This window comes from Pseudoalteromonas sp. ABV4_021 (assembly GCF_056159365.1).
In genome coordinates this window covers 2,410,261-2,436,544 of record NZ_JBSWVB010000001.1, presented here as the reverse complement: position 1 = coordinate 2,436,544, position 26,284 = coordinate 2,410,261, and the positions used below count along the sequence as shown (strand labels likewise).

General features: G+C 41.4%; 25 protein-coding genes. 21 read left to right on the top strand and 4 right to left on the bottom strand.

Translation table 11 applies throughout. The annotated features are described in order from the left end of the window. The first annotated feature begins 1 nt into the window (after window position 1). Window positions 2–880 (top strand): hypothetical protein, encoded by an 879-nt coding sequence (locus ACXAFE_RS11300; RefSeq protein WP_475152486.1) that lies wholly within the window; start codon window positions 2–4, stop codon window positions 878–880. A gap of 49 nt (window positions 881–929) precedes the next feature. On the opposite strand, the gene ACXAFE_RS11295 is transcribed toward ACXAFE_RS11300, so the two are convergent. After that, a complete protein-coding gene (locus tag ACXAFE_RS11295) occupies window positions 930–1,136 on the bottom strand; it encodes a hypothetical protein (RefSeq protein WP_010561903.1) in 207 nt (68 codons plus the stop codon). A gap of 128 nt (window positions 1,137–1,264) precedes the next feature. Beyond that, window positions 1,265–3,763 carry an EAL domain-containing protein gene (locus ACXAFE_RS11290; RefSeq protein ID WP_475152482.1) on the bottom strand — a complete coding sequence of 833 codons (2,499 nt, stop codon included), beginning with the start codon at window positions 3,761–3,763 and terminating at the stop codon, window positions 1,265–1,267. Between the two features lie 253 nt (window positions 3,764–4,016). Between ACXAFE_RS11290 and queA the strand changes: the two genes are divergently transcribed. The 8 genes from queA to ACXAFE_RS11250 all read left to right on the top strand — a co-directional run bounded on the left by queA (window position 4,017) and on the right by ACXAFE_RS11250 (window position 13,048). Continuing rightward, complete coding sequence (gene queA, locus ACXAFE_RS11285) at window positions 4,017–5,054, top strand: tRNA preQ1(34) S-adenosylmethionine ribosyltransferase-isomerase QueA (RefSeq protein WP_475152479.1); 1,038 nt, start codon at window positions 4,017–4,019, stop codon at window positions 5,052–5,054. A gap of 202 nt (window positions 5,055–5,256) precedes the next feature. Next, window positions 5,257–6,384: a tRNA guanosine(34) transglycosylase Tgt gene (tgt, locus tag ACXAFE_RS11280; RefSeq protein WP_475152478.1), complete on the top strand. Its 1,128-nt coding sequence runs from the start codon at window positions 5,257–5,259 to the stop codon at window positions 6,382–6,384. 22 nt (window positions 6,385–6,406) lie between these two features. Continuing rightward, window positions 6,407–6,742, top strand: coding sequence for a preprotein translocase subunit YajC (gene yajC, locus ACXAFE_RS11275; protein WP_054979570.1), 336 nt, complete (start codon window positions 6,407–6,409; stop codon window positions 6,740–6,742). A 15-nt stretch (window positions 6,743–6,757) separates the two neighbouring features. Then, window positions 6,758–8,617: a protein translocase subunit SecD gene (gene secD / locus ACXAFE_RS11270; RefSeq protein ID WP_475152474.1), complete on the top strand. Its 1,860-nt coding sequence runs from the start codon at window positions 6,758–6,760 to the stop codon at window positions 8,615–8,617. Between the two features lie 9 nt (window positions 8,618–8,626). Then, window positions 8,627–9,568: a protein translocase subunit SecF gene (secF, locus tag ACXAFE_RS11265; RefSeq protein ID WP_054979572.1), complete on the top strand. Its 942-nt coding sequence runs from the start codon at window positions 8,627–8,629 to the stop codon at window positions 9,566–9,568. 109 nt (window positions 9,569–9,677) lie between these two features. Continuing rightward, complete coding sequence (locus tag ACXAFE_RS11260; protein ID WP_475152471.1) at window positions 9,678–10,211, top strand: hypothetical protein; 534 nt, start codon at window positions 9,678–9,680, stop codon at window positions 10,209–10,211. Between the two features lie 121 nt (window positions 10,212–10,332). Beyond that, a complete protein-coding gene (locus ACXAFE_RS11255) occupies window positions 10,333–12,117 on the top strand; it encodes an EAL domain-containing protein (protein WP_475152468.1) in 1,785 nt (594 codons plus the stop codon). 91 nt (window positions 12,118–12,208) lie between these two features. Further along, window positions 12,209–13,048, top strand: a complete 840-nt coding sequence (locus tag ACXAFE_RS11250) for a type 2 periplasmic-binding domain-containing protein (RefSeq protein ID WP_475152466.1) — start codon at window positions 12,209–12,211, stop codon at window positions 13,046–13,048. Between the two features lie 47 nt (window positions 13,049–13,095). Here ACXAFE_RS11250 and suhB read toward each other — a convergent pair whose 3' ends face one another. Continuing rightward, a complete protein-coding gene (suhB, locus tag ACXAFE_RS11245; protein WP_054979576.1) occupies window positions 13,096–13,899 on the bottom strand; it encodes an inositol-1-monophosphatase in 804 nt (267 codons plus the stop codon). Window positions 13,900–14,151: 252 nt separating this feature from the next. Between suhB and trmJ the strand changes: the two genes are divergently transcribed. The 12 genes from trmJ (at window position 14,152) to ACXAFE_RS11185 (ending at window position 24,492) form a co-directional block, all read left to right on the top strand. Beyond that, entirely contained in the window at window positions 14,152–14,892 is a 741-nt protein-coding gene (gene trmJ / locus ACXAFE_RS11240; protein WP_475152462.1) for a tRNA (cytosine(32)/uridine(32)-2'-O)-methyltransferase TrmJ, read from the top strand. Window positions 14,893–15,077: 185 nt separating this feature from the next. Then, window positions 15,078–15,578: a Fe-S cluster assembly transcriptional regulator IscR gene (gene iscR, locus ACXAFE_RS11235; protein ID WP_010561891.1), complete on the top strand. Its 501-nt coding sequence runs from the start codon at window positions 15,078–15,080 to the stop codon at window positions 15,576–15,578. Between the two features lie 19 nt (window positions 15,579–15,597). Further along, window positions 15,598–16,815 carry an IscS subfamily cysteine desulfurase gene (locus ACXAFE_RS11230; RefSeq protein ID WP_199775868.1) on the top strand — a complete coding sequence of 406 codons (1,218 nt, stop codon included), beginning with the start codon at window positions 15,598–15,600 and terminating at the stop codon, window positions 16,813–16,815. Between the two features lie 31 nt (window positions 16,816–16,846). Then, on the top strand, window positions 16,847–17,230 hold the full coding sequence (gene iscU, locus ACXAFE_RS11225; RefSeq protein ID WP_054979579.1) for a Fe-S cluster assembly scaffold IscU: 384 nt from the start codon (window positions 16,847–16,849) through the stop codon (window positions 17,228–17,230). Window positions 17,231–17,233: 3 nt separating this feature from the next. Next, on the top strand, window positions 17,234–17,557 hold the full coding sequence (gene iscA / locus ACXAFE_RS11220) for an iron-sulfur cluster assembly protein IscA (RefSeq protein ID WP_010561888.1): 324 nt from the start codon (window positions 17,234–17,236) through the stop codon (window positions 17,555–17,557). 81 nt (window positions 17,558–17,638) lie between these two features. Beyond that, window positions 17,639–18,166: a co-chaperone HscB gene (gene hscB / locus ACXAFE_RS11215; RefSeq protein ID WP_237130874.1), complete on the top strand. Its 528-nt coding sequence runs from the start codon at window positions 17,639–17,641 to the stop codon at window positions 18,164–18,166. Window positions 18,167–18,182: 16 nt separating this feature from the next. After that, entirely contained in the window at window positions 18,183–20,042 is a 1,860-nt protein-coding gene (gene hscA, locus ACXAFE_RS11210) for a Fe-S protein assembly chaperone HscA (protein WP_475152453.1), read from the top strand. Between the two features lies 1 nt (window position 20,043). Continuing rightward, window positions 20,044–20,382, top strand: coding sequence for an ISC system 2Fe-2S type ferredoxin (gene fdx / locus ACXAFE_RS11205; protein ID WP_475152450.1), 339 nt, complete (start codon window positions 20,044–20,046; stop codon window positions 20,380–20,382). A 130-nt stretch (window positions 20,383–20,512) separates the two neighbouring features. Next, window positions 20,513–20,890 carry a SpoIIAA family protein gene (locus tag ACXAFE_RS11200; protein ID WP_010561884.1) on the top strand — a complete coding sequence of 126 codons (378 nt, stop codon included), beginning with the start codon at window positions 20,513–20,515 and terminating at the stop codon, window positions 20,888–20,890. Window positions 20,891–20,987: 97 nt separating this feature from the next. Further along, window positions 20,988–21,884 carry an NTP transferase domain-containing protein gene (locus tag ACXAFE_RS11195; protein WP_475152447.1) on the top strand — a complete coding sequence of 299 codons (897 nt, stop codon included), beginning with the start codon at window positions 20,988–20,990 and terminating at the stop codon, window positions 21,882–21,884. Continuing rightward, window positions 21,877–22,980, top strand: a complete 1,104-nt coding sequence (locus tag ACXAFE_RS11190) for a phosphotransferase enzyme family protein (protein ID WP_475152444.1) — start codon at window positions 21,877–21,879, stop codon at window positions 22,978–22,980. The genes ACXAFE_RS11195 and ACXAFE_RS11190 overlap by 8 nt, the downstream gene beginning before the upstream one ends. A 141-nt stretch (window positions 22,981–23,121) precedes the next feature. After that, a complete protein-coding gene (locus ACXAFE_RS11185) occupies window positions 23,122–24,492 on the top strand; it encodes a Gfo/Idh/MocA family protein (RefSeq protein ID WP_475152438.1) in 1,371 nt (456 codons plus the stop codon). Between the two features lie 372 nt (window positions 24,493–24,864). On the opposite strand, the gene ACXAFE_RS11180 is transcribed toward ACXAFE_RS11185, so the two are convergent. Further along, window positions 24,865–25,866 carry a hypothetical protein gene (locus ACXAFE_RS11180; RefSeq protein ID WP_475152435.1) on the bottom strand — a complete coding sequence of 334 codons (1,002 nt, stop codon included), beginning with the start codon at window positions 25,864–25,866 and terminating at the stop codon, window positions 24,865–24,867. Between the last annotated feature and the right edge of the window lie 418 nt (window positions 25,867–26,284).

Genomic DNA, 26,284 nt, shown 5'->3' with positions numbered 1-26,284 from the left:
CATGAAAACGAAAGCAAGCTTATTGATTTCACTCGCATTACTTTCTGGTCATGTTGTTGCCAATACACCAGCAAACAATATGGTCGCTAAAAGCCAAAAAGAAATCACCATTATGAATAATATCTTAAAGGCATCACTTAACGCGGAACCCGGTATTAAGGTGCGCCAAATTAATGGTGCTTATCTCGCAGACCAAGGCTATGTCTTTAGTATTAGTGCATCGGGGTTATCTGGTGGCTTCGGAAGCTGGAAACGTTTTTTTCTTGAACCTGATATCGAGTTTCATGATGAGGACGTGATGATCCGTGCAGAAGAGATGCGCATTGAAGCGGCTAACGAAGCGTATCATGTAGCGATGGAGGCACTACGAGAGTCTTCTGAAAAAATCCGTGAGTTTGCTCAGCAAGAGCGTGAAATTGAATTTCAGTTACGAGAAGTAGAGCGTGCTCGCCGAGATTTAGATTTAGAGCGCAGACACGCACTGAAAGATAAAGAAGAAAAGTCGGTTAAAAAGGAAATCGAAAAGCTCGAAGCAAAGATAGCCAAACTTGAAAAAGAAAAAGAGCAGGTGCGTGACAAACGTGACGATGCGCAAGATAAAATAAAATCGACGACCAAAGAAAAGCATAAAAAAGTTGCTGAAACTAGAAAGCAAAATATTCGTGTTGCGAGCCAAACTCTGGCGCAAACCTTATGTGATTATGGTGCTGGACTTAAAAGCTTAAGTAAAAATCACTATGTTAACTTTATTATTGATAACGCGACGGGTAATAAAGAAGATCTTGTTTTTGTTTATAGCAAAGCGAAGATTAATCAGTGTGTTGTGGGTGATATTGATGCGGAAAAACTACTTGCGAGTGCGCAAAGTTATACGTTTTAAGTTTAACAGTACGCAATAAATTCACAGTAAGTAAACACAAAAAAGCCGCTTAACTCGCGGCTTTAGAATTTAATAAGCTTTCAGCTTTCACGTTAGGTAAAAATAGTAAATACACTAACACGACAAGGTTAAAATAAGGAATCGCACCTAGCCCAGCAAAAATTGCTTTAGGGTAGCCTTTTTCACTGGCTTTAAAGTAACAAAAGTAGCAAATCAGGACATTCGCAATTAGCAGTAAAATAATAAACAGAGCCATCGTCCCTCCCGTTTTTATGCAAAATCACTCTCAAATGAAATGATTTTTCTGTATGTCCATATAAAACCAGTTTAGCTTAATCTTTGGGCGAATTCCTATTGTTTTGTTAATTTGATTTGTAAAAATTGTTAAGCGATTGAGTTTTCAGAAGTGTTTTTTAGCTTTTTAATTTCAATCGCCGGCATCGGTTTACCAATAAAGTAACCTTGTGCGTAGTCAACACCAATTTCTTTAAGTAATTCAAAGGTTTCTTGATCTTCCACGTACTCGGCAACACAGGTTTTACCGAGTGAATGACTGATGTCTTTAATGGCGTTAACCAGCGCCTTATCAATGTTATCTTGGGTCATATCTTTGACAAATGAACCATCAATTTTTACTTGATTCGCAGGCAATTGTTTTAGGTAGCTAAAGGTACTAAAACCTGTGCCAAAGTCATCAATCGAGAACTGACAGCCAATTTTTTGCAGCTGGGTGATCATCGCCGTGGTTGCGACTAGGTTGCTAATACTCGCTGATTCTGTAATTTCAAAAGTGAGTCTATCAGGGCTTACATTATGCAGCTTCAAACTTTGCGCTATGGTGTTTAACAGATTGGCGTTGTTAAAGGCTTGTGCAGAAAGGTTGATTGCGACTTTGTTTAATTCAGGGTATTCACCTAATAACGCGATAGTTTTTTCTATCACATTTTGATCGAGTAAATCGATATCAGTCACTAGCTCTAATGATGGAATAAACTGGTTCGGATAAATAATTTCATCATTTACAATTAAACGAACAAGCGCTTCATAATAACTGACTTTTTGCTCTTTGTAGCACCATATTGGCTGAAAGTGCATGGTAAGGCTTTGTGCTTTAAGCGCTTCTTTTACACTGTGAGCCCATGTTATTCCCGATAGTAACTGCTTACTTTTTGCATCTGAATCTGAATAACAATGAACGATATTACGGCCACGGCTTTTAGCAACGTACAGCGCAATATCCGCTTGCTTTAAGCATTCGCTGGCATCACTGTTTTTACTGTCAATTTGCGTTAAACCAATTGAGCAGCTAATTGAATAGCTTTGCTCACCAAAGCGAAAGCTCTGATTTTCAATAGTTTGACATAAACTTTCACCAATCATGTGGGCGTCGAGTAAATCGGTATTTTCTAAAATAATGGCAAATTCATCGCCACCTAAACGACACACCAATGCATCGCCAGAAACACATTGCTCAAATAACTCTGCAACTTTTTGCAGTACTTTGTCGCCTTGTTGATGGCCTTGTGAGTCATTAATAATTTTGAAGTGGTCTAGATCGATATAGAGCAATGCGTGCTGTTGGCCGTTAGATACGTTTTGGCAAAATAGATTGAGCTGTTGGTCAAAGAAATAGCGGTTGTGCAAATTGGTCAGTGTATCGTGATGGGCTAAATGTTGTAGGCTAAATTCAGCCTGTTTTCGTTCATCAATGTTATCGATACTTAGCGTGATATTACTTTTAGCTTGTCGCTCTTTAATTGATTGCAACTTGCACTCAATCCAAATTTGGTGGCCAAGTTTATGATTTATTTGTAGTTCTAGTTTGTCTTTACTGCCAGGCTTCATATTAATTGCACAAATGAGCTTTTCGAGCTTTTCCGCCTCAGGTCGAGGGAAAAAGCTGGCGAGCGGTTTACCTAGGCTAGATTGCAATCGATTACCGGTTAGGGCTTCCCAAGCGGGATTCAAAAAACAAATATTATGGGCTTGGTCAATTTCAATTACCGAGGTATTTAAGTGCATTAAAATACGTTGGTGGGCAGAGAATAAGTCTTTATAACCTTGTTGGCTTTTACTGAGCAGTTCTACTTTCTCAGCGAATTCATCATAGCTCACCATAAAATCTTCGCGTCGCGCAGCCTGCTCACATACTTTATTAATAATGTTGTGATTAAACGGCAAGCGAATAAAGTCGGTAACACCTAATAGCAGTAGTTGTTCTGCAAAATCAGCATCTTGACTATCAATAATGGTTACAACCGCTTGGTTAGGTTTATGAATACGTAATTGCTGCAAAAAGTTATTTACGCGCTCAAAGCTGCCATGGGTAGCATCAACAAGGACGATGGCGTAGTTATATTGCTGGATTAACGTTTGCGCATCGGCGCAGTTATCGGTTGTGCTGATGGCAAAACCAAGCTCTAGATCATGGCGAATTTGTGCAGCGCGTTGTTCGTTAGATTCAACCAGTAATAGCGGTAACCGGCTGCTTTTATCGGTGTGCTCAGATAAAATATTAGCGAGTAAATGGGGTAGTTTGTTTAATTTGTCGTGCTGTAAAATGGCATCAATACCATACGCGCGAGCGGTTGTTTCAGCAATGCGTTCACAATAGGTAGGAGGTATTAATACGATAGGTGTATTTTTTGCAGTTGCCAGTAAGCCTGAGCGCACCATGCGTGAAAAGCGCCAACCATCAATTTCGCCAATTGCAAGATCGGTGATAATTAGGTTGAAAGAGTGCTTCTTCAGTAAATCGAGTGCCTCTAAACTATTACCCTTTAGCTCAATATCAAATACATCGACATTTTTTAATGCATCAACTAGCTGAGTTGATAGCTTAATGTCTGGTGTCACTACCAGCAACTTAAGCTTATTCGGCATTTAAACTGCACCTCTAAATCAGTTCACCACTCCTTGGTAAGTTTGATTTTCAAATGCCAAAAGATACCTAGTTTAGATAGTTAACTCAAGTAAATTTGGTATTTTACTCACCCGTTGATTCTTAAACTTTAACATTCAGTAGGTTATATTTTGCGCGGCCTGTTTTCCTTGATTTAAATCATCACTAACACTAGAATCGGCGCGACTTTAACCAAGTATGCCCTGAGTACTAATAACCAAGTGAGACTGACGAATGCGTGTTGCTGATTTTAACTTTGAATTACCCGATGAACTAATTGCTCGATTTCCAATGGAAGATCGCACAGCAAGTCGCTTGTTAAAGCTTGAAGGTAATAGTGGCGAAATCACACACCATACGTTTGCTGATGTATTAGATTTTATCAATCCAAACGACCTGATTATCTTTAATAATACTAAAGTAATTCCTGCACGCATGTTTGGTCAAAAAGCCTCAGGCGGTAAGGTAGAGGTGTTAGTAGAGCGTGTAGTAGATAAACACACGGTGCTTGCTCACGTACGCGCTAATAAATCACCTAAAGTTGGTAACGAGCTCATTTTAGAAGAAACGGCAACTGCGATAATGCAAGGTCGCCAAGGTGAGTTATTTGAGCTGAAGTTCGAAGGGGAAGAGGGCGTACTAGATATTTTAGACCGTATTGGTCATATGCCACTGCCGCCATATATTGACCGCCCTGATAACGAGAAAGACCGCAATCGCTATCAAACTGTTTACGGTGAAAAGCCGGGCGCAGTAGCAGCGCCAACAGCGGGTCTTCATTTTGACGATGCTCTACTCGCGAAGTTAAAAGGCAAGGGCGTTGATTTAGGTTTTGTAACCCTGCATGTAGGGGCGGGTACGTTCCAGCCAATGCGCGTTGATAAAATAGAAGATCACCATATGCATTCTGAGTACATTGAAGTGCCAGAGCAAGTGGTTGCACAAATTAAAGCATGTCGTGAACGCGGTGGTCGTGTTGTTGCTGTGGGCACAACGTCAATGCGCTCATTAGAGTCGGCAGCAATGAAATCAGAAGGTGAGCTTGCACCGTTTTATGGTGATACGGATATTTTCATCTTTCCTGGATACGAATTTCAGGTGGTAGATGCGATGATCACTAACTTTCACCTTCCTGAATCGACACTAATAATGCTAGTGAGTGCGTTTGCTGGACAAGAGAATATTATGAATGCCTATAACACTGCAATTGAAGAAAAATACCGCTTTTTCTCATATGGTGATGCAATGTTCTTAACCAAAAAAGACATTTAGTACACCACTTAAAAACACGACGCGATGTAACTCTGTTACATCGCTTTGCACGTAAATCTCACTTTCCACTTTTATTTCTGTTATCTCATCCCTATATCCATAGTATTGTGCTGTCAAAGCAGGTAAAATCGACCGATTATTTTACGCTCAATTGATGAGGTTGAGTAAAAGTTGGACTGTTTTTCCGGCATTTGAGGTTTTTATGAAATTTGAATTAGATAATACAGATGGCAAAGCGCGTCGCGGCCGTTTGATCTTTGACCGTGGTGTAGTAGAGACACCTGCATTTATGCCTGTAGGTACTTACGGTACCGTTAAAGGTATGACCCCTGAAGAGTTAAAAGGTACCGGTGCAGAAATTTGCCTAGGTAATACCTTTCACTTAATGCTTCGCCCAGGTACTGAAATCATCAAACAACACGGTGATTTACATGACTTTATGGGGTGGGATAAACCAATTCTTACCGACTCAGGCGGTTTCCAAGTATTCAGCTTAGGCGAAATGCGTAAAATTTCGGAAGAAGGCGTAATGTTCCGCTCACCGGTAAACGGCGAGAAAATCATGCTGTCGCCAGAAAAAGCAATGCAAGTGCAGCGCGACCTAGGTTCAGATATCGTGATGATTTTTGACGAATGTACACCGTATCCTGCAACAGAAAAAGAAGCGCGTGACTCGATGGAGTTATCGCTGCGCTGGGCAAAACGTTCGAAAGAAGGTCACGGTGATAACCCATCAGCATTATTCGGTATTATTCAGGGTGGTATGTACCCTGAACTGCGTGAAATTTCGCAAAAAGGTTTAGAAGAAATCGGTTTTGATGGTTATGCACTGGGTGGTTTATCAGTAGGTGAACCAAAAGAAGACATGATTAATATTCTTGACCACTGCGCTTACAAAATGCCCCAAGATAAGCCGCGTTACCTAATGGGCGTAGGCAAGCCGGAAGATTTAGTTGAAGCGGTTCGTCGTGGTATTGATATGTTTGACTGTGTAATGCCAACACGTAATGCGCGTAACGGTCACTTATTTATTACTGGTGGCGTAATTAAAATCCGTAACGCAGTGCATAAAACGGATACAGGCCCACTTGATCCAGAGTGTGATTGCCATACTTGTGAGAACTTCTCACGCGCTTATTTACATCACCTAGATAAGTGTAATGAAATTTTAGGGGCTCGTTTAAATACGATCCACAACTTACGTTATTACCAACGTGTTATGGAAGGGCTTCGCAATGCCATTGCTGAGAACAAACTAGAAGAGTTTGTTGCAGACTTCTATGCGCGTCGTGGTATGCCGGTACCTGAATTAAAACAAATTGAAGACTAATAAAATTTAAGAGGAATTAACCATGAGTTTATTTATCTCAAGTGCGCATGCAAGTGCGGGTGCGCCACCTGCTGGTGGCGGCATGGAAATGCTAATCATGCTAGGTATTTTTGGTTTGGTATTTTATTTCCTAATTTACCGTCCACAAGCAAAGCGTGTTAAAGAGCACAAGAGCCTAATGTCAGCATTGGCGAAAGGTGATGAAGTACTTACTGCTGGCGGTTTAGTAGGTAAAATCGTGAAAGTATCTGACGACAAAGATTTTGTTGTTGTTGCGCTTAACGACCAAGCTAACGTAACAGTGCAAAAAGGTTCAATTTCAGCTGTGCTGCCTAAAGGCACAATGAAAGCACTTTAATCAAAGGAATAAGTTGTGATTAATAAGTACCCATTATGGAAGTACTTGATGGTGGTAGCAGTTGTATTGCTTGGTATGCTTTACGCTGCACCAAATATGTACGGTAGTGATCCTGCCGTACAAATTTCAGGTGCGCGAGGTGCTGTGATTGAAACAGCGGATCTCGACAAAGTAAAAACAATTTTAACGAACGATGGATTTGATGCTAAATCAATCAAACTAGAAAATGAGCAAATCTTAATTCGTTTTAATGATGTAGAAACACAGTTAAAAGCGAAAGACCAACTAAGCGACAGTCTAGGCGCTAACTATATCGCTGCTATAAACTCTGCTCCTTCAACGCCGGCATGGCTTGAAAATTTGGGCGGTGCGCCGATGAAGTTAGGCTTAGATTTACGCGGTGGTGTTGAGTTTACGATGGAAGTTGATATGCGTACTGCTATCAATAACCAGTTAAAGCAGATGCAGCAAGATTTCCGCTCTGATTTACGTGAGCAGAAAATTCGCTACCGCAGCATTCGTGAAGTAGCAAACGCCGATCGCGTGCAATTAGTTTTCCGTAATGAAGAAGACAAAGACGCCGCTGAGCGTTATTTGCAAAAGAACAATCCTAGCCTTGAGTTTCGCGATGACCGCAGCAATGAGCTAGCGTTCACTGCGCGTTTAACTGAAGCTAAGTTAAAAGAAATCCGTGATTACGCGATTTCACAAAACTTAATCATTATTCGTAAGCGTATTAACCAAATTGGTGTTGCAGAACCAAATGTTCAGCGTCAAGGACAAGAGCGTATTTTGGTGCAATTACCGGGTATTCAAGACCCTGCACGTGCGAAAGAGATTTTAGGTTCAGCAGCAACGCTTGAACTTCGCATGGTTGACCAAGATAACGACGTACGTGATGCATTAGCAGGTCGTATGCCGCCAGGCTCAGAAGTAATCAACGATCAGTTTGGTCGTCCAGTACTTTTGAAAAAGCGCGTAATGCTTGAAGGTTCTCATATTACCGGTGCACAAGCGGGTTATGACCAATACCAGCGTCCGCAAGTTAGTTTACAACTAGATAGCAAAGGTGGCTCAAAAATGGCTGCGTTTACTAAAGACGAAGTTGGTAATTTAATGGCGATTGTGTTCATCGAATACCGTCCGTCGGGCAAGGTAGATGAAAACGGTAAAGCGTTACCACCAATCAAACACGAAGAAGTGATTAACCAAGCAACTATTAATGAGCGCTTAGGTCGCCGTTTCCAAATTACCGGTATTGATACACCAGCAAAAGCGCAGCATTTATCTGAAATGTTACGTGCAGGTGCACTTGTTGCGCCAATTCAAATTGTTGCTGAAAGTACCATAGGTCCAAGCATGGGTGCAGAAAACGTTGAAAAAGGGATTACTGCGGTAGTGCTTGGTTTTGTTTTCGTACTGGTATTTATGCTGCTTTACTACAAAGGTTTTGGCATGATCGCAAACATTGCACTGGGCTTAAACTTAGTATTAATCGTTGGCGCAATGTCTGTGCTTGCCGGTGCAACGCTTACCTTACCGGGTATCGCCGGTATCGTACTTACCGTTGGTATGGCGGTTGATGCGAACGTGCTTATTTTTGAACGTATTCGTGAAGAATTAGCTGAAGGTCGTAGTCCTCAACAAGCAATTCACCATGGTTACGACAGTGCATTTAGCACCATTTTTGATGCCAATATCACAACGTTAATTGCAGCCGTGATCTTGTACGCAATTGGTACGGGTCCTATTCAAGGCTTCGCAATCACTCTTGCTATCGGTATTGTAACGTCAATGTTCACTGCGATTGTTGGTACGCGTGCGATTGTTAACGCGTTAGTCGGCGGTAAGCGCATTGAGAAGTTATCTATCTAGGAGAGTGTGATGCAATTATTAAAGTTAAATGAAACACTTAAGTTTATGTCATTGCGCAAAGCAGCAATGACAATTTCAACTCTGCTGATTATCGCTTCATTTGTTTCGTTTTTTACCAAAGGTATGAACTTTGGTTTAGATTTTACCGGTGGTACAACGGTTGAAGTTGGCTTTGAACAAGCCGCTGACCTTAAGGTTGTGCGTTCATCGCTACATGAAAATGGCTTCCCTGATGCACAGGTACAGCTATTTGGTTCAAGTAAGGACGTAAAAATTCGTCTTGAGCCACGTGAAGGTGAAAAAGCCGACATGATCAGTAACCAAGTACTCGAGATTCTTGAACAAACAGGCCAAAAAGTTGAGATCCGCTCAATTGAGTTTGTTGGTCCAAGCGTTGGTGAAGACCTTAAAGAGCAAGGTGGTTTAGCGATGTTAACAGCGCTAATTTGTATTTTGCTTTACGTCGCACTGCGCTTTGAATGGCGTTTTGCAATTGGTGCGGTAGCAGCACTTGCGCACGATGTTCTATTAACTGTGGGTTTATTCTCAGTATTAGGTTTACCGTTTGATTTAACTGTATTAGCAGCGGTACTTGCGGTTATAGGTTACTCACTCAACGATACCATTGTTGTGTCGGACCGTATTCGTGAGAACTTCCGTAAAATCCGTATCGACGATACTATTGAGATTGTTGATATTTCACTAACGCAAACGTTAAACCGTACGTTAGTAACATCGATTACAACCATCTTAGTACTTGTGGCGCTTTTTGTATGGGGCGGTGAAACCATTCATGGCTTCGCAACTGCATTACTATTTGGTGTATTTATTGGTACTTACTCGTCTGTATACGTAGCAAGCTCTGTTGCAGTAATGATGGGCATCAGCAAAGAAGATCTAATCCCTGAAGAAGTTGAGAAAGAAGGTGCTGAATTTGATAATATGCCATAATTATTTGGTAATTTTGTAATAATTCTGAAAAAGGCCGGTGTTAACACTGGCCTTTTTTTTTGTCTTTAGTATGATACTGAAAATGATAAACATTCTCAAAGGCATTAAAATGAAAAAGCTAACTGTACTTGCTAGTTTTGCAGCAATGACACTTTTAACAGCATGTGGTGATAAACAACAAACTAACGCCGAAGCGGTAGCAAAAGCACCTACAGCTAATCAAGCGTTAGCAGACTACAAAGAGGGTGCTAAAACACTAGTGACAATGATTAAAGAAGCAAAACCAGATACTGAAATCGCTGCAAAGTCAGCTGAGCTAGTGGCGGGTTCTAAAACAATCATTACGCAGTTTATAAATAAACATCCAAAGTGTACTGAGTATTTAACAGCGCTTAACAATGCGGCGGACATTATTCCAACCTTACCGCTAGAAGAGATCGAGTCAGGTTATCATGAAGACGGTAAACTGCCTAAGTTTGACGACCCTAACTGTTACCATGCGAAGGACTTACTAGTGCATCCTGCAACGGTACAAGCAATGGCGGCAATGGGGATTACCACTGCAGAACTACGTGAAAGTGCAGAAATGGAAATTATTGAAGTTATTGCACACTTTTCTCAGGTTGAAAAAGCATTAAACTAACCTAAATTTCAAAAGGTTGTGATTATAAAGTGAAATAATTGCAACCTTTTCTGATACTTAGCTTCTGAAATAATTCTGTCATTATCTCTTGATATATTCGCCATCCGTAAAGAGGTGAATTATGCAAAACTTGAAACAATCGATCAGCCTTAAAGCGATTCTGTCAAAGCGACAGGTCACAACGCTGTTTCAACCCATTCTTGATATTGAAAAAGAAACGGTGCTCGGCTACGAAGCTTTGTCGCGAGGCCCTGAAAATTCAAGTTTATTTAGTCCTGTCGAACTCTTTGCCCAAGCTGAAAAAGATGCCTGCCTTTCAGAATTAGAGCTTCTTTGTCGTGAAAAAGCCATTGAAAACTTTGTTGCCCAAGGGCTGCCTGGGAAATTGTTTATCAATGTAAGTCCGTCTGCATTACTAGAAGCCGCGCATCCAAAAGGTGAAACTTTGCAACTGCTTGCTAAGCACGGCTTAGCCACATCACGGGTTGTGATTGAGATTACTGAGCGGGAGCCGCTTGCACAAAGCGATCTATTATTTGAAGCGATTAAACATTACCGTGATTTAGGTTTGCATATTGCGATTGATGACTTTGGTTCGGGTTACAGCGGGCTAAAACAGTGGTCTGAACTAAAACCTGACATCGTTAAAATTGATCGTTACTTTATCGACCACTGCGATAAAAGTGTGGTGAAAAAAGAATTTTTACGCTCTATTTTAGAGCTGGCAAAAATCACTAATACCCGAGTAATAGCTGAAGGTATAGAACGCACGCAAGAATTAACACTGTTAAAAAATCTGGGTGTTGAACTAGCACAAGGCTTTTTGCTTGAACGCCCGGTACTTTCGCCGTGTCAGAGTTTTGCTGAATGCATTGCAGCGCAAAAATTAGTGGATATGCCACGTAATACGAAAGACGATTCCCCTTTTATTGGCAATTTATTACTAAGCCAGCAGTCTATTTTTGTCACGACCAATTGCGGTGTGGCGAAGAAGTATTTCGAGCAAGATAAGTTATTGCAAAGCCTGGTGGTGCTTAATCAAGATAATCGACCCGTTGGCATATTACACCGAGATCAACTTGCCGAAATATTTTCGTCAACCTATGGCGCGGCGCTACACTCTAAGCGCTCAGTCGATGAGGTTATGGATCACCAACCTTTAGTGGTTGATAGATTGACAGCGTTGGACTCGGTGAGTCAAAAAATTACTGACTCTGATTTTGATATACGTCGCTATATTATTGTGACACAAGAAGGGCAATACGTCGGTGTTGTTGCTATTCGCGATATTCTAAAACACATTACTGACGAGAAAATTAAAAACGCGCAGCATGCCAATCCGTTAACCATGTTGCCGGGTAATGTGGCAATTAATGATAATATTGAACGGCGTTTAAATGCGCGACAAGATTTCGAACTGGCCTATATCGATTTAAATCACTTTAAGCAGTTTAACGACCTTTATGGTTATGCCAGTGGTGACATGGTAATTAAACTACTTGCTGAAATTTGCCGCCAAGTGTGTAATCAAAAAGACTGCTTTATTGGTCATATTGGTGGCGATGATTTTATGCTGGTGTGTCCTAGTGACTTAGGCGAAGCGCTGTGTCGTAAAATAATATCTGAGTTTGAAACCGCTGTTAGAGCCTATTTTACGCCAGAGCATGTTGCGGCAGGGGGCTATTGGGCAACCAACCGCGAGGGTGAAAAGAAGTTTGTGCCCTTGCTAACCTTGTCTATTGGTTTAGTTAATCCTGATATTGAGCACTGCGAAAATAGCCATCAAGTGGCAGCGCTGGCAACCGATGCTAAAAAGGAAGCGAAGCGTTTTGTAACCAGTCACTTGTTTATTTGCAAACGCCGTCGCCCGACCATGGCGATAGTCAGACTACCGGTAGCAAAATAATTTATTCGTGGCGATTGAAAAACAATCGCTTTACCTAAGCAATAACTTGTTTTAACTTACTATTACTTGAGCTATGTTTGGGGCAAGTAATATGAGAATAAATGTACCATATTGTTTTATAGCGCTTATTTCACTTTCAACCTGCTCAGTCGCAGCAACAGAAATTGTGAAAGTTGCCAAAGAGCAGCGTAAGCTATACCCAAGAGATGATTACATTGTTAGCCTACTAGAGTTGGCGCTGGCCAATCAGCCTTACCAATTACAACATGTGCCTGTACACCCACACCAACAGCGTACTTTACTAAAACTCAGCCAAGGTGATGTAGATATTCATTGGGGTATGACGAGTCCTGACCGCGAAGCCATTGCCACCGCAATTCCAATTCCTATTTTTAAAGGGTTGATTGGTAAACGTATTGCGTTGATTAAAGATGATCGGCAAAGTGACTTTATTGCAATTGATAGCGATAAGCTAAAGCAGTTTACTGCGGTTCAGGGACACGATTGGCCCGATACTAAAATTCTTGCGCAAAATGGCTACCGAGTAAAAGCATTTGCGCATTATAAAGCCATGTTTACTTTAGTCTCTCGTGGGCAGGTGGATTATTTCCCACGCTCTGTCATTGAAATTCAAGATGAACTAGCAGAGTTTAAGCCACTTGGTTTGGCGATAGAGACAGCACATTTGATACATTATCCTGCGGCATTCTACTTTTTTGTAAATAAAGAAAAAACGGCGTTAGCCAACGCACTGCAAACAGGGTTAACAGAAATGATTGCTGATGGTCGATTTGATAAGTTGTTTGATGATTATTTTGCTGAAGGGCTGAGCCAATTAAACTTAGCGAAGCGCAACATACATTTTTTAGAAAATGACTATTTTACAAATACAGCGCTGTTGCAAAATCAGGCGCTTTGGTACAAAAAATAAGGAAGCAATGTGCTTCCTTATTTATAAAACCTAGTTAAAGCATGCAATTATTTAAGTAATGCATCGCTTAAATGTGGACGAAGTTCTTTCACAATCGCTTGTGCAAGCTTTGGTGCGCCACATACAATATTACCTGACTTATCTTGGTTGTTGCCGCCAGCAAAATCTGTTACTAAGCCACCTGCTTCTTTAACAAGTAGTTGACCTGCTGCAGTATCCCATGGCTTTAATCCAATTTCGAAGAAACCATCAACACGACCCGCTGCAACATAAGCTAAATCTAGCGCTGCAGAACCTGCGCGGCGCATATCTGCTGTATGAACGAATAATGCACTGAATGCATTCATGTATTCTTCAATGTGATGCTTTTGCTTAAATGGGAAGCCCGTTGCTAGCACAGTACCTGAAAGGTCATTTGCCTTATTTACGCGAATACGCTTGCTGTTAAGCTGTGCGCCTTGGCCGCGTGTAGCTGTGAATAATTCACCACGAATTGGATCGTAAACAACCGCTTGCTCTGTACGGCCTTTCACTTTTAATGCAATAGATACTGCGAAGTGTGGAATGCCCTTGATGAAGTTAGTTGTGCCATCAAGTGGATCGATAACCCAAAGGTAATCAGCGTCGCTGCCAAGTTGTTGACCTAGCTCTTCGCCGACAATGCTATGCTTAGGGTAAGACTTTAAAATAGTGTCGCGAATCATCGCTTCCGCGTCTTTGTCTACGTTAGTTACAAAGTCGTTGCTACCTTTTTGAAGTACTTCAACTTTATCTTTCTCTTCAAATTTTTGAAGAATAACTTTACCTGCATTTCGCGCAGCGCGAACCGCAATGTTTAACATTGGATGCATAGCTTTACCTTTAGGTTTTAAAAGAACTCATTAACTACTAAGTTGTGCCTTAATTTGGTCACCCCTCAGTTCAGCCGCGCTATTTTAGCGACTTTTTTGCGGTTGTAAACCAAAATAATAAATTTAATCTCTGGTTAACAATTAATCAAACTGGTGTGCTAAAAAATCGCTAATCGCGGTGTAATAGTCGAAATTTAATGATGAGTAGGCTAAAATCCGCGCCAGATAAAATTTCAGAGTTTAGAACGTAACATGACGCTAGATAAAATTCGTATTGTACTGGTTAATACTTCGCACACAGGTAACATTGGTTCAGTTGCTCGTGCAATGAAAACAATGGGCTTTAGCAAGCTTTATTTAGTTGATCCTGTTAACCCTGTCGATAGTCATGCAAGTGCACTTGCAGCAGGAGCAACCGATGTACTAGGTAATGCGGTAGTTGTTGATACCTTGCAAGAGGCGATTGCTGATTGTAATACCGTGATTGGCACCAGTGCGCGCTCACGTACTTTATCTTGGCCAATGGTTAACCCAGTTGAGTGTGGCGAAAAATTGCTTGCTGGTACAGAACAAAAAGGTGATGTAGCGCTTGTATTTGGTCGTGAAAATAGCGGCTTAACGAATGAAGAGCTGCAACTGTGTAATTTCCACGTATGTATTGCAGCTAACCCTGAATACTCGTCGCTGAACCTTGCTATGGCTGTGCAAACCCTGTGTTATGAAACACGTATGCGCTACCTTGCCAAAGGCGAACAACAAATTGAGCAAGATGATGCGGTATACCCAAGCTCTGAACAGATGGAACTTTTCTACCAACATTTAGAAAAAACTTTGTCAGACACGGGCTTTATTATCAAACAACACCCAGGTCAAGTAATGACTAAGCTACGCCGTTTATTTAATCGTGCACGCCCAGAAGAGCAAGAGCTTAACATTCTGCGCGGGATTTTAACCTCGATTGATAAATCGGTTGTGAAAAAAGACAGCGAATAGCTTAAAGACAATACTTGACTAATTTACTCAGGTAATTAAAATAATACTTGAGTAAATTACTAGGTTATTCTGTTCTAGCTTATATATAGCAAGACTAAAGAATAACCTAAGTGTGAACAATAAATACTTGACTATCTTAGTCAGGTAATTAAAATTCGCACTCTTATTGATGATGGGGGCTTAGCATGAAATTAACGTCGAAAGGTCGATATGCAGTAACTGCACTATTAGACGTGGCGCTTCATACTAAAATTGGCCCAGTTCCCCTCGCTGAAATTTCAGAACGACAAGACATTTCACTCTCATACCTTGAGCAGTTATTTTCGCGTTTGCGCAAGCAAGATTTAGTACGCTCTGTTCGTGGTCCTGGCGGTGGTTACTTACTAGGTAAGGAAGCCTCAGAGATTTCAGTTGGCGATATCATATCTGCAGTCAATGAATCGGTAGATGCCACACGTTGTGGTGGTGAAGGCGATTGCCAAAATGGTGTTCGCTGCTTAACACACTCGCTTTGGAGTGAATTGAGTCAGCGCATCGAAGAATTTTTAAACAGTATTACGTTAGCTGAGTTAGTTGCCAAAAAAGATGTGCAACAAGTTGCTGGTCGCCAAGACCAAACGGTTGAAAAAGCCGTTGAAAATTCACTCAGTCAGCTTGAAAATATCAACATTAGTTGCCAAATGTAGCAATTCGGAGCAAGTAAATATGAAGTTACCAATTTATTTAGATTATGCCGCCACAACACCTGTCGATCCGCGTGTAGCTGACGCTATGATGCAGTGTCTAACAATGGATGGCAATTTTGGTAACCCTGCGTCACGTTCTCACCGTTTTGGTTGGCAAGCTGAAGAAGCAGTTGATCAAGCGCGCCACGACATTGCTGAATTAATCAATGCAGACCCGCGTGAAATCGTTTTCACATCAGGTGCTACAGAATCAAACAACTTGGCAATTAAAGGTGCTGCTAATTTCTACGCGAAAAAAGGCAAGCACGTAATCACAGTTAAAACTGAACACAAAGCCGTATTAGATACATGTCGTGAACTTGAGCGTCAAGGCTTTGAAGTTACTTATATGGACGTTGAAGAAAACGGCTTACTAGACCTTAAGAAGCTTGAAGCTGCAATGCGTGATGACACTGTGCTTGTGAGCGTAATGCACGTAAATAACGAGCTAGGTGTAGTACAAGATATCGCAACAATTGGCGAAATGTGTCGCGAACGTAAAATCATGTTCCATGTTGATGGTGCGCAAAGCGCAGGTAAAGTAAAAATCGACATGCAAGCACTTAAAGTAGATTTCATGTCTTTCTCTGGTCATAAAGTGTATGGCCCGAAAGGTATTGGTGCACTTTATGTTCGTCGTAAGCCACGTGCGCGTTTAGAAGCACAAATGCACGGTGGTGGTCATGAGCGTGGTATGCGCTCAGGTACACTGGCAACACACCAAATCGTCGGTATGGGTCAGGCGTTCAAAGTTGCAAATGAAGATTTTGATAAAGATCACGCACACATCAGTGCACTGCGTAAGCGTTTGATTGATGGCATTATGTCGGATATCGAAGAAGTTTACTTTAACGGTACACCAGAGCAATCAGTACCAGGTATTGTAAATATCTCATTCAACTATGTTGAAGGTGAGTCATTACTTATGGCACTTAAAGATATCGCGGTATCTTCAGGTTCTGCATGTACATCGGCAAGTTTAGAACCATCTTACGTATTACGTGCGCTAGGCCGTAACGACGAATTAGCACATAGCTCAATTCGTTTCAGCATTGGTCGTTTCACGACTGAAGAAGAGATTGATTACACTGTTCAGCTAATCAAAGACTCTATTGGCCGTTTGCGCGAAATGTCTCCTTTATGGGAAATGTATAAAGAAGGCGTTGATTTAGAGTCTGTTGAGTGGACACACCACTAATTAAATGAATTGGGTATTGAGGTAACAAGCAATGGCATATAGTGACAAAGTAATTGACCATGTAGAGAATCCACGTAACGTAGGTTCTTTAGACAAGAATGACCCAAGTGTTGCAACGGGTATGGTTGGCGCACCAGCGTGTGGTGACGTAATGAAGTTGCAAATTAAGGTATCTGACGATGGCATCATCGAAGATGCAAAATTTAAAACCTATGGTTGTGGTAGCGCGATTGCATCGTCATCACTAGTAACTGAATGGGTTAAAGGTAAAAGCCTAGACGAAGCGGGTGAAATCAAAAACACTGATATCACAGCGGAACTAGAATTACCGCCAGTTAAAATTCACTGTTCAATTTTAGCGGAAGATGCAATCCAAGCAGCGATTGCGGATTACAAAAAAAAGCACGGTGAATAATTTATGGCGATTACTTTAACAGATGCAGCCGCTGATCGCGTACGCTCATTTTTAACCAATCGCGGTAAAGGTCTTGGCCTGCGCGTTGGTGTTAAAACAACAGGGTGCTCAGGCCTTGCCTATGTACTTGAGTTTGTTGATGAGTTAGCGGAAGGCGATGAAACCTTTGAACATAACGGTGTAACCGTCATTGTTGATGGTAAAAGCCTAGTGTACATCGACGGCACTGAGCTGGACTTTGTTAAAGAAGGCCTAAATGAAGGGTTTAAATTTAACAACCCGAATCAAAATGGTGAGTGTGGTTGCGGCGAAAGCTTTACCGTATAACCCTTACTATTTGATCTAATTTATTAAGCCCTGCAATTGCGGGGCTTGTGTGCAATTAAGAGCGAGGATTTTTTCGTTACTATGAAATACTTTGAGTTATTTGCAATCCCTGTTCAATTTGATGTTGATCTCAACACTGTTAACGCACGCTATCTCGAACTGCAAAAAATTCTTCACCCTGATCGTCATGCCAGTTTAGGCGCACAGCAACAACTGCTTGCGGTACAAAAAACGGCAGAATTAAACGACGCATTACAGGTTCTCAAGCAGCCGCTAAAACGCGCAGAATACATGCTAGCAGAAAAGCATATTGATATTCGTGCTGAGCAACAAACTTTGCAAGATCCTGAGTTTTTAATGCAGCAGATGGAGCTGCGAGAAGAGCTAAGCGAGATCACTGACGCAGCAGACCCTGAAGCAGCAATTGCACAGTTTGAAAATCACGTAAAAGAACTTCATAAAGATTATTACGCAGAGCTTAAAAAGCACATTGATAGTGACGACCAAGAGCAGCTTAAAATTGCCGCAGATATAGTACGCAAGCTTAAATTTATTTATAAGTTACGAGAAGAATTAGAGCGCATTGAAGATTCGCTTTTCGACGACTAATTAGGACGCGAGAAACATGTTACTCCAAATAGCAGAACCAGGCCAAAGTGCATCACCACATGAGCACAAATTAGCAGTTGGCATTGACTTAGGAACCACAAACTCGCTGGTTGCAACAGTACAAAGTGGCGAAACCAAAGTACTGCCAGACTTAATGGGCAAAACAATTTTGCCATCAGCCATTCATTATGGTGATAACACAATTACTGTTGGCGAAAAAGCCAAAGTAGATGCACCGTTAGACGCTGCCAATACACTAATTTCGGTAAAACGTTTTCTTGGCAAATCATTCCAAGAAATCAGCCAAATTGCCGATCAACTGCCATACCAATTTAGCAACGACGATGACGTATTAGCAATTCAGACACGTCAGGGCAACATTAATCCAATTCAAGCGTCGAGCGAGATTCTAAAAGCGCTAAAAGCGCGTGCAATGGATAGCTTCGGCGGTGAAGAAATTACTGGCGCGGTGATAACTGTTCCGGCGTATTTTGATGATGCACAGCGTCAGGGCACGAAAGATGCCGCAGAACTAGCTGGCTTAAATGTACTGCGTTTACTTAACGAACCAACTGCCGCTGCGGTTGCTTACGGTTTAGATTCAGGTAAAGAAGGTGTTATCGCAGTTTACGATTTAGGTGGCGGTACCTTTGATGTGTCAATTCTGCGTTTGAATAAAGGCGTATTTGAAGTATTGGCAACAGGCGGTGACTCGGCACTTGGTGGCGATGACTTTGACGCACTGTTGGTGAATTACTTTAAAGAGCAAACAGGCATTAACGCACCTAATGCCGATACCCTGCGTTTATTTATGGAAAAAGCGCGCGCATGTAAAGAAGCGCTTACCAGTTACAATCTGGTAAACGTTGGTTTAGATTTAGGCGAACAGCAGTTTAAAATTGAAGTAACGAAAGAGTTCTTTAATGAATTAGCACAAGGCCTTGTGAAAAAGACATTACGTGCATCGCGCCGAGCCTTGAAAGATGCGGGTGTTGAAAAAGAAGACGTGCTTGAAGTTGTAATGGTTGGCGGCTCTACACGCATGCCAATCGTCCGTGAGCAAGTAGGTGAGTTTTTTGGTAAAGAGCCACTTACTTCAATTGACCCAGACCAAGTTGTTGCTTTAGGAGCGGCAATTCAAGCCGACATCTTAGTAGGTAATAAACCTGATTCAGATATGTTACTGCTTGATGTATTACCGCTTTCACTCGGTTTAGAAACCATGGGTGGCTTGGTTGAGAAAATCATTCCACGCAACACCACTATTCCTGTTGCTCGTGCACAAGAGTTTACTACGTTCAAAGATGGCCAAACGGCAATGTCGCTGCATGTGCTGCAAGGTGAACGTGAACTGGTAGATGATTGCCGCTCACTGGCAAAATTTAGCTTAAAAGGTATTCCACCAATGGCGGCGGGTGCGGCGCATATTCGTGTAACTTTTAAAGTGGATGCAGACGGTCTTCTAAGCGTGAGTGCAATGGAAAAATCCACTGGTGTACAGTCTGAAATTCAAGTCAAACCGTCATTTGGTTTATCAGATAACCAAGTTGCTGATATGATTAAATCGTCGTTGGTTAATGCTAAAGACGATATGCAAGCACGTATGCTAAAAGAGCAACAAGTTGAAGCGCTACGAGTGATTGAAGCATTAAATGCATCGCTTGAACAAAGTGGTCACTTACTTTCAACTGATGAAAAAAGCGAATTAGAAAGCGAAATCAGCAAATTAGCGGTACTTCGCGAAACGGCGACAACGCCAGACCAACTAAAATCAGCCATTGAAGCCATAGATAAAGCAAGCAGTGAGTTTGCATCGCGCCGTATGGATGATTCAATTAAACAGGCTTTAACTGGCCAGTCGGTAGATGAGGTTTAATATGCCACAAATTATTTTCTTACCACATGAAGAACTTTGTCCAGAAGGCGCGGCAATTGAAGCACCTTCTGGCGAAACTGTACTTGATGTTGCGCTTAAAAATGGTATTTCAATTCCACATGCGTGTGAAAAGTCATGTGCATGTACTACATGCCATTTAATCGTGCGTGAAGGTTTTGATTCGCTTGAAGAAAGTGATGAACTTGAAGATGATATGCTGGATAAAGCATGGGGCTTAGAGCCTGAATCTCGTCTTGGCTGTCAGGCAATCATCGCAGATGAAGACCTAGTTGTGGAAATTCCAAAGTACAATTTAAATATTGTAAACGAAGAACACTAATTACACAGCGATTAATGTTTTAGAAAAGCGCTCTTTGAGCGCTTTTTTATTGCCTGAAATTTGTCTAATATCAAAGATGCTTGAATCTGTTTTGTTTAATCTAAAACTATAACTAAGAGCGGGAAAGCTTATGAAACCACATGGGATCAGTATTGGTTTAAGTCGTGTTAAATCGACATTCTTTATTCATATTCGCGCATTTGGCACACTGCAACATGATGACTATCAGTACATGGTGCCCACCATTGAATCAGCGCTTAGTGAAGTAACACAGCCCAAACTGAATGTTTTAATTGATATTACCGAGCTGGATGGCTGGACCATGAATGCTGCGTGGGATGATTTTAAGTTCGGTATGAAACACCGTCGAGAATTCGAAAAAATCGCCGTTATTTGCTCACATCGTTGGCAAAAAGGGGTTATGCATGTTTCAAATTGGTTTATGCCGGGCGAAATTGAGTCGTTCAATAATCATCACGATGCATTGGTTTGGTTGGAGCAAGCATAAAACCCTGGTGACTTAGCGTGCGAAATTAGTTAATGCAATTGCGTAAAAAGCCTTGTAGAATTTATTTTTTGTTTAGATTAGTCATTCTGTAATATTCATGATGCATGGAAGTCGCGGTAATATCGCATCAAACTCGCTTATTTCTCCAAAAGACGTCAGCTTAGTGATTCTCGCAGGCGGTCTCGGGCGACGTTTTGGTGGCAATAAACAGCTTGCCGTTGTACCGGGTATTGAAAAAACGCTGCTTGAACTCAGTATTTCTGATGCGTTTAATGCCGGAATACGCCATGTGGTGTTAGTTGTTAATGCTGCAATTAAGCAAACCGTTGAGGCTCAAATACTGCCCCGTTTGCATCCAGAGTTAACAGTTGATATTGCCGTACAATCGATTTCGGATGTGCCACCACATTACAAAGGCATGTTTTCTGAGCGTGAAAAGCCATGGGGAACAGGTCATGCCTTACTCGCTGCGAAACCATTTGTAAAAGCACATTGCGTGGTGATAACCGCAGATGATTATTATGGAAAATCAGCCTTTAGTACCTTACTAGCAAACTGGCATAATAATGGCACATGGCGTTTATTGGGTTACCCATTAGCGAGCACACTAACAGAGCAAGGCGGTGTAAATCGCGGGATTTGTGAGCTTTCAGGCTCACAGCTAAACAAAATTACCGAAGTTTTAAATATTGATGCGGATCTTCGTGGTGAAACCGTTTCTGGTGAGCAGGTTAACCTGTCACCAAACACCTACGCATCAATGACCATTTGGGCACTGGGTTTTGAAATATTCAACCAATTAGAAGATGGCTTTATCGCGTTTTTAAAACAGTATGACAGCGCTATCAATAGCGAGTTTTTTCTACCAGACCAAATCCAGTATTTAGTTGCGCAGCACGCGCAAGTTGTCGAGTTATTACCTGCCAAGGACTGCTGGCTGGGTGTAACCTATAGCGATGATTTAGCGCGCGTTGCTCAGCAATTAAATGAGTAAATATGAGCAGTTGCAAGAGATTACAATGACGTATCAAGAGCAAGCCTTGGCCTTATCTAACCAATATGGGTTGGGGCAAACAGGCATTTCAATTAAGCCAATTGGCAGTGGTCACATTAATACCACGCTACTTTTAAGTTCACCCGATAAGCATTTAGTGGTGCAAAAGCTAAATACCCAAGTGTTTCCGGATTCACAGGCCTTGGTATCAAATGCGCGCAAAATTGAAAAGCACTTGACCAAAAAAGCGCAAAAAAACGCGTATGATCTCGATGTAATTAAGCATGTAGCAACCCAAGATGAAACGCATTTAGTGCGCCTTAATGGCGACACGTGGCGCGCACTTGAATTTATAGGCGGCAGCTATAGTGAAGATGTGGTTGAATCGAGTGAAAAAGCAAAAATTGCTGCGGGTGCTTTTGGTCAGTTTGCAAAAGCACTGAATGATTTTGAAGCCGATTCCCTTAAAACCGTGATCCCAGACTTTCATAATCTTGCAATGCGCGTTAATGCGTTAGAAGAGGCGGTTTCTGCCGATAAAGTGGCACGTGTGAATATCTGTGCAGCAGAAATTGAATTTTGCCAACAGCAACGTCAGCTGCTCGACGAAATAGCTGAAATAGTGCCAGACTTACCCGTACGCGCATGCCACAATGATACTAAAATCAACAATATGCTGTTTTGTAAAAAGTCAGATCAAGCCAAGGCTGTAATTGATTTAGATACCTGTATGCCAGGTTATTGGATGTTTGATTTTGGCGATATGGTACGTACTTTTTGCTCACCAGAAGCGGAAGACTCAACTAACTTAGATAAAGTAAAAGTACGTGAGCATATTTTTGCGTCAATCGTTGAGGGCTACGTAGAGCCGCTTAAAAATGTCTTGTCTGAAAAAGAAAAGCAAAGCTTTTGGCTTGGCGCTAAGGTGATGAGCTTTATGATTGGCGTGCGCTTTTTAACAGATTATTTAGATGGCGATAACTATTTTACCATTCACCGCGACAATCATAATCTAGACCGCGCGCGTAATCAGTTTGCACTGTATAAAGACTTACTTAAAAAAGAGCAAACACTTAAAGAAATTTTGTTCAAATAAGTTTGTATTAATGAAAGGCAGCCTAGCTGCCTTTTTTGTTTTTAAAGTTAACGCTTTTATTAATCGCATTGTTTTGCCCTGAAATAAGCAATGAGATATTAATACTGAATACTAAAAATAGTACGTTCAAAGGAAATACACATGAAAAATATGGATCGTCGCGGTTTTTTAAAAGCCGCAACTGTCACAGCTGCTGCGGGTTTAACCGCTGCATGCGCAACGTCAAATAATCAATTTACACCAGCAAAACAGCAGGGCAAAAGTGTAATTGGCTTAATTGCGCCCAAAATGGATGTGGTACGTGTTGGTTTTATTGGTGTGGGTCAGCGCGGCTATGGCCATGTTAAACGCATGAGCCATATTGAAGGCGCTGAAATTGTTGCGATTTGTGATAACCACCAAGAAGTGCTTGAGCGCTCAGCGAAATTTCTAACTGACAACGGTCATAAACAGCCGGCACTTTATGGTAATGGCGAATATGCTTACCGTGAAATGCTAGGCCGCCAAGATATCGATATTGTAATTATTTCAACGCCTTGGAAATGGCATGCGCCAATGGCAATCGAGTCGATGGAAAGTGGTAAACATGCGTTTGTTGAAGTGCCGCTAGCCACCACAGTAGAAGAAATGTGGGACATTGTTAATACAGCTGAGCGCACGCAAAAGAACTGTATGATGATGGAAAATGTGAACTATGGCCGCGATGAGTTAATGGTGCTGAACATGGTTCGCCAAGGACTCTTCGGTGAGTTACTGCACGGTGAAGCGGCTTATATTCATGAGCTGCGCTGGCAAATGAAAGAGCTTGAAACTAAAACAGGTTCATGGCGTACGGGCTGGCATTCAAAGCGTAACGGAAATCTCTATCCAACTCATGGTTTAGGGCCTGTGTCACAATATATGAATATTAACCGTGGCGACCGTTTTGATTATCTTACTTCAATGAGCTCACCGGCACTTGGCCGCGCACTTTATGCACAAAAAGAGTTTCCAGCGGATCATCAGCGTAACAAGTTAAACTACATTAATGGCGATATCAGCACTACGCTGATCAAAACAGTGAAAGGCCGTACGATTATGGTACAGCACGATACCACAACGCCGCGCCCGTATTCTCGTCATAATCTAATTCAAGGCACAAACGGTGTTTTTGCAGGCTTCCCAAATCGCATCGCGTTGGAAGAGGGCGGTAGCGGTAATTTCCACGAATGGGATTACGATATGCAATCTTGGTACGATAAATTCGACCATCCACTATGGGTTAAAATGGGTAAAGAAGCGGAGCGCAATGGCGGTCATGGCGGCATGGATTTTTTAATGTTCTGGCGCATGATTTACTGCTTACGTAATGGTGAACCACTCGATCAAGATGTCTACGATGGCGCTGCATGGTCGGTGATTAGCCCACTCAGTGCTGAATCACTCAATAATCGTGCAAAGTCAGTAGATATTCCTGACTTTACGCGTGGTGCATGGCAGAGCGCAGAGCCGTTAGGGATAGTGAAGGTTTAATAACATTTGAAGCAGGGAAAGTGTGACAGCTTCCCTGCATTTATCTTACGCCATCCATGGCGTCCTCTTGTTCATTTTTGTTGCACGACAAAAACGAACCAAAAAACGTGCCCCAAAATCAAACTATTCTTCAAACACAATTTAAAAATGAACATAAACGCCATGAAGCAACGTCCCTTTTGAACATGGCTTGCTCGACCGCTTCGCTCCCTGTCTCGCATTATTCATTTAAATTCTGTTTTCAGGTTTGATTTAATGGGTGAGGGAGTGAATCTAAACACCTGACTCAATAGCAGGTTAGAGCCAAAAGCGGTCGGATGTTGTTCGAAGAATTTAATCCCATTCGAATGCAAAGAACTTTTAATAGTTTTACTACTGCAAATCCCCATTTTTAGGCTTTCCAAATTTATCAAAGTCCCTTTTATTAACCCATTTTTGACTACTCCAATCTGCCCATACTAGCTGTTTCAATTTTTTCCATTCTTCCTTTCCTTGACCGCTATTCCACTCTTTATGGGCTTTAGCAAAAATGGTAGTCACTCGTTCAGGCAAGTAATCCTCTATAGTTTCAACAAATTCAGTGAAGTCTTCTGCCACTTTTATTTTAATAGGTAAATATTGCTCTTTATTTTCTAATACATCTCTAAAACAATATATAGATGCGGTTAATGCCAAATCAGGATTATGTATTTCAATGACTTCAGCCGTCTCAATATACGAAGCAATGGAGCGCAAGTAACTGCTATACCCGTTATAATAATGTTTTGGACTCGGGTAGGGGCTAATTACTAGATAAAATGAGTTTACAAGAAAGTCATTTGCAATATTTTGTACATACTTTTTTTTATCTTTACTTAGCTCATATTGAATATCATTTTGTAATGCTTCTCCATGTAAAAATTTGAAAAGAAGCAGCTCTCTTCCAGCCAAAGGAAGTTCGTCTTTGATTCTCGGTGTGAATGGTGAATGATATCTTCCTGCACATTCTAAGTAACACTCTCTAGCTTGTTTCAACTCCTTCTGCCATATTTCTTCTTTACGCTTTTTAACCTGCTCAATTATATACCTATACATCTCTTCAGTTTGAATAGGGCTAAATAGCATTAATAGAAATACTCTTCCGTGAATACCGCCCAAAGCACAATCAAACTCCGAACTAACATTGCGAGATTCTTTGTAATCTTTCGCTAAATATCCATTTGTGTTATTAAAATCTAGGTTTCCCGTCAAAAAGAAGTCTTTTAGTTTTGCACGCTCTTCTTTATCTCTTGGGCTATAGCAATCAACAACTGGCTCGATGAGCTTCCACTGCTTTTTTCTCGCTTTAAACCATTGTTCATTTTCGTTTTGCCAACCAGCTAAATATTTATCCATTAAAAATACTCTTCAAAAGAATCCATTTGAACTAAGAAAATAGGTTATTTGATTCAGTGAGTTAAGTAAATAAATTGATTACAAAGTTAGCATTATTGTATTCCAGTTTAACGACCGTTGATCGCTCAAAGCTGATATTGAAAAGCGTTGCTTAGGTCTTTCGTCACCCCTTTAATCAAACCTGAAAGCAAAATTTAAATGAATAATGCGAGACAGGGAGCGAAGCGGTCGAGCAAGCCATGTAGCGACAGGGATGTTGCTTGATGGCGTTTATGTTCAGATTTAAATTATGTTTGAAGAGTTAGTTTGATTTAGGGGCGCCGAGGGATTCCAAAGGGAGACCGGCGATAGCCTTCCTTTGGCTGTCGTCGCCAGCGCGACAAACAAAGATTCAAGTTATAACAATTCATCCATGAAG